10 protein-coding genes are annotated in these 11441 nt (G+C 73.5%); 6 read left to right on the top strand and 4 right to left on the bottom strand.

Annotated elements, in window-relative coordinates; genetic code table 11:
* The first annotated feature begins 3 nt into the window (after positions 1-3).
* The 6 genes from ACX9I7_RS02465 (at position 4) to ACX9I7_RS02440 (ending at position 7257) form a co-directional block, all read left to right on the top strand.
* Positions 4-1971: a GTPase gene (locus tag ACX9I7_RS02465; protein WP_459386354.1), complete on the top strand. Its 1968-nt coding sequence runs from the start codon at positions 4-6 to the stop codon at positions 1969-1971.
* A 149-nt stretch (positions 1972-2120) separates the two neighbouring features.
* Positions 2121-2585 carry a single-stranded DNA-binding protein gene (locus ACX9I7_RS02460; protein ID WP_358631395.1) on the top strand — a complete coding sequence of 155 codons (465 nt, stop codon included), beginning with the start codon at positions 2121-2123 and terminating at the stop codon, positions 2583-2585.
* A 238-nt stretch (positions 2586-2823) separates the two neighbouring features.
* The gene (locus tag ACX9I7_RS02455) at positions 2824-4260 is read left to right on the top strand and encodes a Cys-Gln thioester bond-forming surface protein (RefSeq protein ID WP_459386353.1); all 1437 of its coding nucleotides are present in this window, start codon (positions 2824-2826) and stop codon (positions 4258-4260) included.
* 167 nt (positions 4261-4427) lie between these two features.
* Positions 4428-6092: an energy-dependent translational throttle protein EttA gene (ettA, locus tag ACX9I7_RS02450; RefSeq protein ID WP_387574773.1), complete on the top strand. Its 1665-nt coding sequence runs from the start codon at positions 4428-4430 to the stop codon at positions 6090-6092.
* Between the two features lie 2 nt (positions 6093-6094).
* Positions 6095-6523, top strand: a complete 429-nt coding sequence (locus tag ACX9I7_RS02445) for an acyl-CoA thioesterase (protein ID WP_189452432.1) — start codon at positions 6095-6097, stop codon at positions 6521-6523.
* Positions 6520-7257, top strand: a complete 738-nt coding sequence (locus tag ACX9I7_RS02440) for a hypothetical protein (protein ID WP_459386352.1) — start codon at positions 6520-6522, stop codon at positions 7255-7257. The genes ACX9I7_RS02445 and ACX9I7_RS02440 overlap by 4 nt, the downstream gene beginning before the upstream one ends.
* A 69-nt stretch (positions 7258-7326) precedes the next feature.
* Here the strand turns inward: ACX9I7_RS02440 and ACX9I7_RS02435 are convergent, their stop codons facing one another.
* The 4 genes from ACX9I7_RS02435 to ACX9I7_RS02420 form a co-directional block, all read right to left on the bottom strand.
* The gene (locus ACX9I7_RS02435; RefSeq protein ID WP_387574769.1) at positions 7327-7731 is read right to left on the bottom strand and encodes a globin; all 405 of its coding nucleotides are present in this window, start codon (positions 7729-7731) and stop codon (positions 7327-7329) included.
* 59 nt (positions 7732-7790) lie between these two features.
* On the bottom strand, positions 7791-8789 hold the full coding sequence (locus tag ACX9I7_RS02430) for an FHA domain-containing protein (RefSeq protein WP_459386351.1): 999 nt from the start codon (positions 8787-8789) through the stop codon (positions 7791-7793).
* A gap of 37 nt (positions 8790-8826) precedes the next feature.
* The gene (locus ACX9I7_RS02425; RefSeq protein ID WP_459386350.1) at positions 8827-10158 is read right to left on the bottom strand and encodes a vWA domain-containing protein; all 1332 of its coding nucleotides are present in this window, start codon (positions 10156-10158) and stop codon (positions 8827-8829) included.
* A gap of 121 nt (positions 10159-10279) precedes the next feature.
* A complete protein-coding gene (locus tag ACX9I7_RS02420; protein ID WP_459386349.1) occupies positions 10280-11440 on the bottom strand; it encodes a protein phosphatase 2C domain-containing protein in 1161 nt (386 codons plus the stop codon).
* Position 11441: the final 1 nt, after the last annotated feature.

Below are 11441 nucleotides of genomic sequence, written 5' to 3'. Positions count from 1 at the left end.
GCCATGACCCCCGACGTACCTCCGTGCGCGCCCCCGAAGAACGGAGCGGAAGGAGGAGGCGGCAGGAAGGGGGCGGACGGGGACCGCTACTGGTACGACGGCGTGATCGCGCGCCGCGTACGCCCGGAGCCCACCCCGCGCCCCGGGCGCGCGGCACCGCTCGCGGACCCGTCCTCCTCCCCCGTGCCCCGCGTCGCCGCGCCCCCCTCGCCCGTCGGCCTGGCCCTGCGGCCGCGGCTGGACGCCCTGCGCGAGCTGGTCGGGCTGTCCCGGGCCCGGCTGGACCGGCACACCCTCGCCGAGGCGAGCCGGGTGCTGGACGAGGCCGCCGCCCGCCACCGCCACTCCCTGGACCTGACGGTGGTGGCCATCGCCGGAGCGACCGGAAGCGGCAAGTCCACCCTGTTCAACGCCCTGGCCCGGGCCCAGCTCTCGGAGGCCGGGGTACGCCGGCCGACCACCGCGCTGCCCGTCTCCTGCGCCTGGAGCGACCGCGCGGAGGGGCTGCTGGACCGGCTGGGCATCCCGGCCAGGGCCCGGCGCACGCCCGTCCGGCCCTACGACCCGGCGCTCGCCGGGCTCGTCCTGCTCGACCTGCCGGACCACGACTCGGCGGCCGCCGGCCACCGGGAGCAGGTGGACCGGCTGCTGGCGCTGGTCGACGCGGTGATCTGGGTGGTGGACCCGGAGAAGTACGCGGACGCCGTGCTGCACGAGCGCTACCTGCGGCCGCTGGCCGGGTACGCGGAGGTGACGTTCGTCGTCCTCAACCAGGTCGACCGGCTCTCCGCCGACGGCGCGGACCAGGTCCTGGACGACCTGCGGCGGCTGCTGGACGAGGACGGGCTGGCGCTCGGCGAGTACGGCGAGCCCGGCGCCTCGGTCATGGCCCTGTCGGCGCTGACCGGCGCGGGCGTGGGCGAACTGCGCGAGGCGCTGGGCGCGTTCGTCGCCCGCCGCAACGCGGCCGAGCTACGGCTGACGGCGGACGTCAACGGCGTGTCGGCGCGGCTGCGCCCGGCGTACGTGACGGACGTGCGGCCGGGGCTGACGGAACGGGCGCGGCAGGAGTTCGAGGACCGGCTGGCGGAGGCGGTGGGCGCCCAGGCGGCCGGGCTGGCGGCGGAGCGGGCGTGGCGCCGAGAGGCCGAGCGGGCGTGCGGGACGACGTGGACGCGGCTGCGCTTCGGCTACGAGCGCTGCAAGGGGCTCCTGGGCCTGGGCTCCGGCGGCCGGGCGGCGCTCGACGGCGACGGTCACGACACCGGCGGCCGGGGCACGGGCGGGCTCGCGGGCGGCGCGTCCGCGCCGCGCCGGACGGCGTCCCGGCCGCTGGTCGAGCAGGCGGTGCGCACCCTGGCGTACGAGGCGTCCGCCGGGCTGCCCGGCCCCTGGGCCCTGGCCGTCCGCGAGGCGGCGGGCCGGGGTGCGGAGGGCCTCGCGGAGGCGCTGGACGCGGTGGCCGCCGCGTCGGCCCCGGCCCTGGTGCCGGGCACCAGGCGCGCGGGCGGGCGCCCCCCGGGCGGCGTGGCGGGCGCGGACGGCGGGCGGACGGGCGTCTGGCCCACGGACGCGGGGACGGGCGGCGGGCGCACGCGTGGGGGCGCGGGGGCGCGGATGGTACGGCCCCGGTGGTGGGCGGCGGTGGCGGCGGGGCAGGGCGCGCTGTCGGCGTTTCAGTTGATGGGGCTGGCGTGGCTCGTGGGGGCGTTCATGGGCGAGTTCGGCGGGCCGTGGTGGGTGCCGGTGGTGCTGATGTCCGGCGGTGGCGTGGGCGGTCCGGTGCTGGCGTGGTGCGGGCGGCTGGCGGCGCGGGGTCCGGCGCGGGGGTACGGGCTGGAGACGGAGCACCGGCTGCGGAGCGCGGCGGCGGGCTGCGGGCGGGCCCGGGTGCTGGAGCCGGTGGCGGCGGAGCTGCTGCGGTACCGGGAGGTGCGGGCGCAGTTCGTCATCGCGGCGGGGGAGGGCTGAGGCGGGGGAGGGCCGAGGCTTCTCGTGGGGAGTGGCTAGTCCCCTGTGGGTGACGGAGTTGTGCACAACCGCGGAGTTGTCCACAGCCCTCGGCGGGCCTCGCCGATCACGGTCACTATGGGCCCACGGACACGGGGGAGGCGTTCAGGATGAACGAGACACTGGTGACGGTCGTGGGCAACGTGGCCTCGCAGCCCGACTACCGGGAGGCGGCCAACGGCTCGGCCGTCTCCCGCTTCCGGCTGGCGGCCACGGTGCGCCGCTGGGACCGGCAGCGGGAGGAGTGGGCGGACGCCCATACGAGCTTCTACACGGTGTGGGCGTGGCGGACGCTGGCGGCCAACGTGGTGGGCTCGGTGTCGGTCGGCGAACCGCTCATCGTGCAGGGGAAGTTGCGCGTCCAGGACCAGGAGCGCGAGGGAAAGCGCTGGTTCTCGGCGGATATTGACGCCGTGTCCATCGGGCACGACCTCACGCGCGGTACGTCGGCGTTCCGCAGAGTGTCACCGGCCAGGCCGCTGCCGATCGAGCCGGTGCGGATGGTGGCCGGGGGCGGCAAGGGGCCTCTTGCCGAGTCGGCGGAGGCGGCGGCCGGGGCTGCGGCACCCCTGTGAAATGCGGGGTTTGTCCCGGCGATTTATCGATAATCCCGGGCCGGAAACCTTGCGGGGGTAACGATTCCGATTCGGAACCGCCATCCGAAGGGATGTGCGACTTCCAAGTGATCACCGCTCCCTAAGATCACCCTCCATAGCAACGGGGGCTGCTGAGTTTTGAGTTGCCCTGCGGGGCGCGTCCGCGACGACCCGGAGCCGGTCCTCGCGGGATCCGCGCCCGCCCGAAAGGAAATCCATGAACTCTGTCACGAGACGGGGCGCCGCCCGTCTTGCCGCGGTGGCGCTGACGGCAGGGCTGGCCGTCGCCGGTACGGCCGCCGCCGCGGGCGCCGCGGTCGCGGACGAGGCGCCGCGGAGCCAGGGCGGCGTGTCCGCCACCCTCGGCCGGATCACGGCCGGCGGCCCGGCCGTCCTGCGCGAGGGCGGCGGCCGGAACGTCCTGGCCGGACTCTTCGAGATGAAGGTCGACGGCGGCGGAACGCTCCAGACCTACTGCGTCGACATCCGCACCAGCACCGTCGACGGCGCCAGGTACCGGGAGACCGGCTGGAGCGAGTCGTCCCTCCACGCCAACAAGAACGCGGGAAGGATCCGCTGGATCCTGGAGCACTCCTACCCGCAGGTCAACGACCTCAGCGCGCTCGCCAAGGCGTCCGGCGCCGGGACCCTCGACGCCAACACCGCCGCCGCGGGCACCCAGGTCGCCATCTGGCGCTACTCGGACGGCGTCGGCGTCGACGCCGGGAACCCCGCGGCCCAGAAGCTCGCCGACTACCTCCACAAGAGCGCCGAGGACGCCGAGGAGCCCAAGGCGTCCCTGACCCTCGACCCGCCGGCCGTCTCCGGCAAGGCGGGCGGGCGCCTGGGGCCGGTCACCGTCCGCACCGACGCGGGCAGCGTCACCGTCACGCCCTCCACCGACGCCGCAGGCAAGGGCGTGAAGATCGTCGACAAGGACGGCAAGCCGGTCACCACCACGACCAACGGCACCGAGCTCTACTTCGACGTCCCGGCCGGCACCCCCGACGGCTCGACCACGCTCCGGGCCACGGCCAGCACCAAGGTCCCGGTCGGCCGGGTCTTCGTCGGCGACCACACCAAGACGCAGAGCCTGATACTCGCCGGCTCCAGCGAGAGCACCGTCTCCGCCGGCGCCACGGCCAGCTGGGCCGCCAAGGGCGCGATACCCGCGGTCAGCGCCACGGTGAACTGCGCCCGGGGCGGCGTGGAGATCACCGCGGTGAACAAGGGCGACCAGCCCTGGACCTTCGACCTGGACGGCAGGAAGCACACCGTCGCGCCCGGCGGCACCGACACCGCCTTGGTGAAGGTCGGCGAGGACCAGCCCTACAAGATCACCGTCACCGGTCCCAACGGCTTCTCGAAGACGTTCTCCGGCATCCTCGACTGCAACACGGCGACGCCCGTCACCGCCATGAGCGGCCCCGGCAGGCCCGCCGCCTCGCCGAGCCCCACCCCGGCGAAGAGCTCCGGCGGCCCCGGCGGCCACGGCTCGGGCGGTCACGGCTCCGGCGGGTCCGTCAGCGGTGACCTCGCCAGTACCGGTGGCAGCACCGCGACGCCCAAGATCGCGGGCCTGGCCATCGTCCTCATCGTGGCCGGCGGCGGCGCCGTCTTCCTCCTCCGCAGGAAGGAGCCGTCCGGCCGCTAGCACGGCCCGCTCCACGACGTTCGGTGACCGAGGAGTTCCGCTCGGTCACCGGCACGTCGCCCATAACGCGTTTCCGCCCAGGGCTTCCCGTACGGCAAGATGGGGTGTATCTGCCCTCACGCGGCGGAGCCGCACATTGGCCCTTCTCGACTGCCGGACGGTTTCTCTTGGCTGAGTACATCTACACCATGCGCAAGACGCGCAAGGCGCACGGCGACAAGGTCATCCTCGATGACGTGACGCTGAGCTTCCTGCCCGGTGCGAAGATCGGTGTGGTCGGCCCCAACGGTGCCGGTAAGTCCACCGTCCTCAAGATCATGGCGGGCCTGGAGCAGCCGTCCAACGGTGACGCGTTCCTGTCGCCCGGCTACAGCGTCGGCATCCTGATGCAGGAGCCGGAGCTCGACGAGAACAAGACCGTGCTCGAGAACGTCCAGGACGGCGTCGCCGGGATCAAGGGCAAGCTCGACCGGTTCAACGAGATCGCCGAGCTGATGGCGACCGACTACTCCGACGCGCTGCTCGAGGAGATGGGCAAGCTCCAGGAGGAGCTCGACCACGCCAACGCCTGGGACCTCGACGCCCAGCTGGAGCAGGCCATGGACGCGCTGGGCTGCCCGCCCGCCGACTGGCCGGTCGTCAACCTCTCCGGTGGTGAGAAGCGCCGCGTGGCCCTCTGCAAGCTGCTGCTGGAGGCCCCCGACCTGCTGCTCCTCGACGAGCCCACCAACCACCTCGACGCCGAGTCGGTGAACTGGCTGGAGCAGCACCTGGCCAAGTACGCCGGCACCGTCGTGGCGATCACCCACGACCGCTACTTCCTCGACAACGTCGCCGAGTGGATCCTCGAGCTCGACCGCGGCCGCGCCCACCCCTACGAGGGCAACTACTCCACCTACCTGGAGAACAAGGCCTCCCGTCTGAAGGTCGAGGGCCAGAAGGACGCGAAGCGCCAGAAGCGCCTCAAGGAAGAGCTGGAGTGGGTCCGCTCCAACGCCAAGGGCCGCCAGGCCAAGTCCAAGGCGCGCCTCGCCCGCTACGAGGAGATGGCGGCCGAGGCCGACAAGATGCGGAAGCTGGACTTCGAGGAGATCCAGATCCCGCCGGGCCCGCGTCTGGGCAGCGTCGTCGTCGAGGTCAGCAACCTCTCGAAGGCCTTCGGCGACAAGGTCCTCATCGACGACCTGTCCTTCACCCTGCCGCGCAACGGCATCGTCGGTGTCATCGGCCCGAACGGCGCCGGCAAGACCACCCTGTTCAAGATGATCCAGGGCCTGGAGAAGCCGGACTCCGGCACGATCCGGGTCGGCGAGACCGTCAAGATCTCCTACGTCGACCAGAGCCGCGCCAACATCGACCCCAAGAAGACGCTGTGGGCCGTCGTCTCCGACGAGCTGGACTACATCAACGTCGGCCAGGTCGAGATGCCGTCGCGCGCCTACGTCTCCGCGTTCGGCTTCAAGGGCCCGGACCAGCAGAAGCCGGCCGGTGTGCTCTCCGGTGGTGAGCGCAACCGCCTCAACCTGGCGCTGACCCTCAAGCAGGGCGGCAACCTGCTGCTCCTCGACGAGCCCACCAACGACCTCGACGTCGAGACCCTCTCCTCGCTCGAGAACGCCCTGCTGGACTTCCCCGGCGCGGCCGTGGTCGTCTCCCACGACCGCTGGTTCCTGGACCGAGTGGCCACGCACATCCTGGCGTACGAGGGCGACTCCAAGTGGTTCTGGTTCGAGGGCAACTTCGAGTCGTACGAGAAGAACAAGATCGAGCGCCTCGGTGCGGACGCGGCCCGTCCGCACCGCGCCACCTACAAGAAGCTCACCCGGGGCTGATCGTGGCGCGCCACATCTACTCGTGCCCCCTCCGCTGGTCCGACATGGACGCCTACGGCCATGTCAACAACGCGGTCTTCCTGCGCTACCTCGAGGAGGCGCGGATCGACCTCATCCACCAGCTGAAGGCGGGAGCGGGCAAGGAGTCCTTCGTCGACGGGTCCGTCGTGGCCCGTCACGAGATCGACTACCTCCGCCCGCTGGTCCACCGGCCGGAGCCGGTGACCGTCGAGACGTGGGTGACCAAGGTCGGTGCCGCGTCCATGACCGTCTCGTACGAGGTCAAGGACGACGAGCAGGTCTATGTGCGGGCGTCCACCGTGATCGTCCCGTTCGACTTCGCCGCCGGCCGGCCCCGGCGGGTCACCGCCGAGGAGAAGGCGCTGCTCAAGACCTTCGCCGACGAGCCCGGGGAGGCCGTCGCCGCATGACGCAGCGGCTGTGCTTCGCCGACGCCCGGGAGGCGGCCGACCTGGCCGCCTTCCTGGCCCGGCTGATCCACTACGACCGGGCCGCCGCCGTCCGCCTCCAGGCGGGCGGCGGTGTCCTCGGTGTCTTCGGCCGTCCGCCGTCCTTCGAGGTCCTGGCGATCCGCACGGCCCGGCTCGCCGGGCCCGTCGAGCTGGACGTCACCGTCTCGGCGGGACAGCTCGCGGACGCCCTCGACGCCGGTGCCCCGGCGCCCTCCGGGGCGCTGGAGATCACCGTTCCCGAGGCCGTCACCGGCCCGCCCTGGGCCGGCGTCCTGCCGCCCCGCGGCGGCTGGCGGCGGGTCGAGGGATTCCCGGGGGCGGAGGCCGTGCGGGGTGCGGTGGCCGCGGCCGTCGCGGAGTTCCGCGCGCGGGACGAGGCGCTGCCCGAGCACCGGCGCACGCGGGCCGAGCGCGACCGCATCGGGCGGGAGATCTGGTCCCGGACGCTCGGGGACACGGGGTTGCCGTTGCGGGCCGTGCACGCGGCGCAGTCGCTGGGATTCTTGCGGCCGGCCGTGCGGGCCGGGGCCTTTGCCGGCGGGGCCGGGCCGGTCACGGCTGCGGCGCCCGAGGAGCCGGTGCTGTTCGCCGCCCGTGGGTGGCTGCGGTTGCGGACGCCGTACGGGTCGGTGGCCGTGAGCGTCAGCCCTGCCGGGAGTGGGTTGCGGGGGCTTACGGTTACGCCCGCGTAGTCGGTGCGGGCCGGTGGGTGGGTTTGTGCCCACCCGTTCCGCCCTGCGGAACGCCTGCCCACAAACCGGTCAGTCCGCCGTGTTGATCATCGACGCTGCCGCGTACGTCATGTAGTTCCAGAGCTGGTGCTCCAGTTCCGGGGCGAGGTCGAGTTCGTCGACCGCGTCGCGCATGTGGCGGAGCCAGGCGTCGTGGGCGGCGCGGTCGACGACGAAGGGCGCGTGGCGCATCCGCAGGCGCGGGTGGCCCCGGTTCTCGCTGTACGTCCGGGGGCCGCCCCAGTACTGCATCAGGAAGAGGACCAGCCGCTCCTCGGCCGGGCCGAGGTCCTCCTCCGGGTACATCGGCCGCAGCAGCGGGTCACCGGCCACACCCTGGTAGAAGCGGTGGACCAGGCGCCGGAAGGTCTTCTCCCCGCCGACCTGCTCGTAGAAGGTCTGCTCGGGAAGCGTGCCGCGCGGAATCTCAATCACGCTTCCATGGTCTCAGACCCCCCGGCCGAGGACCGGAGTCTTACGACCCTTCCGGCTCCTCAGCCCCGCCGCACCGTGATCGTCGTCCACGCGCCCACGTGCACCCGGTCCCCGTCCCGCAGCGGCACGGGCACATAGGGCTGGATCGCGTCCTCGGAGTCGTTGATCGTCGTGCCGTTGGTGGAGTCCTGGTCGACGACCGCCCAGCCCCCGTCCGGCTGCTGCACCAGCATCGCGTGCTGGTGCGAGACGCCCGGGTCCTCCGGGGGACGGGAGAGGTCGATGTCCGGGGACTCGCCGGTGCTGTGCCGGCGCCGGCCGATGGTGACCTGCTGGCCGCCGAGGGGGAAGCGCAGCTCAGGGGAGTAGGCGGGCAGGTTCAGCCCCGCCGCCTCCGGGCCGCTGCGGTTCATCATCGACAGGAAGTACTCCCGGTCGGGCGCGACGACCGCGACCCAGCCCGCCGTCGGCGCGGGCACGGCCGGCTGAGGGGGCGAGGACTCGTAGGGCTCATAGGTCTCGTAGGGCTCGTACGCGTACGGGTTGTGCCCGGCCGACGGCGCCTGGGCGGCCTGCACGGCGGGGGCCGGCGTGTCCGGCGGGGTCAGCACCCAGTCCTCGTCCTCGCCGAAGGGCGGTGCCAGCGGCTCGGCCGGGCGGTTGACCCGCGACGGCCGGGAGCCGGTGTACTCGAAGCTCGGCGGCGACTGGGTGTGCTGCGCCGGGGGCGGCGGGGCCGACTGGAGGGGCTGCGGGGGCGGGGGAGGCGACGCGTAGGGGTTCGCGGAGCGGGTGACGAAGTTGTAGCGGCACTCCTCGCAGAAGGGGCCCTGCGCCTCGCGGGGGGTGCGGCACTGCGGACAGAGCTCCGCCTGGACGGTGGCGTCGCCGCCCGGGTAGCCGTAGCCGCCGGTGCCGCCGGCCGAGGGCGGCGCGGTGGGCGGCGGTGGGACGGCGGCCGGGGGACCGGGCGGTGCCGTGGCCGCCGACATCCGGTGGCCGCACACCTCGCACCAGTCTGCGGCCTCCGACGGGTGGCCGTTCGGGCAGGTCGGCATGTCGGTCTCTTCCCCCTCTGGCGGTTGCTTCTCGGCGCTACTTCTTGACGCGAACGGTCTTGGTGGAACGGGTTTCCAGCGTCATCTCGGCCTCCTCCGAGACCTTCGCCTTCAGCCGCACAGTACCGTTCGCCGCGTCCACGACGTCCACCACCTTCGCAAGGAGTTTCGCGGTGTCCGCGTGGCCGGAGCGGCTGGCCAGCTGGACGGCCCGGCCGAGCTTGGCGGTCGCCCCGTCCACGTCCCCCGCCTTGCGCAGGTCCAGGCCCTGCTGGATGGCCAGGGCCAGCTCGGCCTGGCCCGTGTAGTGGGCCACCTGGGGGCTGATGGCCGTCGACGCCTCCAGGTCGTCCGTCCACACCGCCCGGATCAGGCCCTGGGCCAGGACGTGCGGTGACGAGCCGTCGGGAGTGGGCAGCACCAGGGACACCCGGGCGGCCAGCATCTCCTGGCCCACGTGCGCGCTCGGCACCCGGACGCAGACGTGGTAGTCGCGGGACTCGTCCCCCCACGCGCCCGTCGGGTAGTCGCCGGAGCGCGGCCCGGACTCCTGGCGGCGGTCCGTCAGCTCCTCCATGGTGGGCGCGACCTGCTTGACGAAGACGACCTCGGCGCCCTGCGGCGTCCACAGCCGCAGCGAGACGTCCGCGACCTCCTTGCCCATGACCGTTTCCATCACCCGCGTGAAGTCCTCGGCCAGCCCGGCCGGGTCGGCGACGATGTCGGCGCTGCCCAGCAGGGCGGAGGCGATGCCCGTGACCTCCTTGACCTCCCAGTCCGTCCCCACGCCCCGCGCGTCACAGGTGAACCGGCCCGCGCACGCGTCCAGCGACGCCCGCAGCGCGTCGGGCTCCTCGTGCTCGTTGCGGCCGTCGGTGAGCAGGATGCCGTGACGTATCGCCGCGTCGGACGAGGACAGCAGCCGGTCGGCGAGGCGCAGCCAGGTGCCGATGGCGGTGCCGCCGCCCGGACTGAGCTTGCGCAGCGCCTCCTTGGCCTGGTTCCGGGTGATGTCGTCGGCCTTGGCGAGCCGCCCGCCGGCCGGATAGATCTCGCGCGCCTGGTGGGTGCCGCCCACCACGGCGAAGGCGACGCCGTCGCGCAGCGCGTCTATGGCGGCGGCCGTGGCCTCGCGGGCGCTGCGCATCTTGGCGGGCGGGTAGTCCATGGAGCCCGAGCAGTCGACCATCAGGACGACGGCGGCGCCCGGGTCGCGGGGGCCGGGCACGACGGCGCCCGCGTCCGTGTCCGTCCCGGTGGAGGTCACCGTGACGATGGCGTTGACCTCCCGGCCCCCCTCCGGAAGATTGACGTTCTGATACACGTCGACGGCGAACCCGGGCACGTTCGGTTCGGCGAGATGGGCCATCTGATCCGCTCCTTCGTACGTACTCCACGTGGTCGGCACGGGCGTAGCGGCGGGGCGGACGGACGGCGCGGCGCCGGAGCCCGGCACCGTGCGTGGATCCCCCCGTGGAAACCGCGGCGCGTCAGGCCGATCCTGCCCCTTCGGCCCGGGACGGGAACGGCACCACTGCCACTGTTACGTTGTCGTGGCCCCCTCCGTCCAGAGCGTGGGTCAGCAGACGGCGTGCGCACTCCAACGGCCGGGAGCGGGCGTCGGCGGGCACGACGGACGCCATCTCCTCGGCGGATTCGGCGTAGTTCCACAGCCCGTCGGTGCAGACGATCACCACGCCGGGGCGGTCGAGGTGGTACGAGGCGGTGTGCGGCTCGACCTCGTAGGCGTCCGCGCCGAGCCAGCCGGTGATGGCGTGGGCGCGCTCGTCGGCGTAGGCCTCGGCCTCCGACATCAGGCCCGCCGCCACCATCTGGGCGGCCCAGGAGTCGTCCTCCGTGAGCCGCGCGGGCTGCTTGGAGCGGTCGTCGGGCACCCAGTAGGCGCGGCTGTCGCCGACCCAGCCGACGGTCAGCAGGTCGCCGGTGACGACGGCGCTGACGATGGTGCAGGCGGGGGCGTTCTCGTGGCGGTAGTGGCCGTGCTCGCGCGGCTCGTGGCCGGGGGTGGTCAGGGCGGCCACGGCCTCGGCGGCGGCCACGATCGCCTCGTGCGTGGCCTCCTTGGGGGCGGTGCCCCGGGTCAGGGCCGTCACCAGCGAGTCGTGGGCGGCCTCGACGGCGGCGGCCGACGCCTCGTCGGGACGTGCCGCGGACGACACGCCGTCGCTGACGACCGCGACGACGGCCGGCGGCCGGCCGGGGAGGTCGGTGGTGGACACGGCGTACGCGTCCTCGTTGCGGTGGTGGCGCAGGCCGCGGTCGGTGACCGCCGCGACTCCTGCCGACTCGTGCTCCATGTGATCCCGTTCGCGCGGCTGTGCATGTCCGCAGTGTTCGCAGTACCCGTCGTTGTCGATCATGCCCGACCGGCAGGCCGCGCAGGGCCCGGCGGGGCCCGCGCCACGCGCCGGCTGCGCGGGGACGCCGGCGGCCGGCGGGGCGAGCCGGTAGTCGTCCGCCTCCCGCGCCACGGGCGTGTCAGGCCGCCGCCATCCCGCCGCCCGTGGGTCGTCGGGCGCGGGCGGCACCGCCGAGAGGTCCACGCCGCAGCCTCCGCAGAAGTTGTCGGCGGGTTCCAGCGGCTCCTGACAGGCGGGGCACGCCGTCAGCTGTGGGGGCAGTTGCGACATC

This window comes from Streptomyces sp. L500, from assembly GCF_054551825.1.
This window is presented reverse-complemented; position numbering and strand designations above follow the sequence as displayed.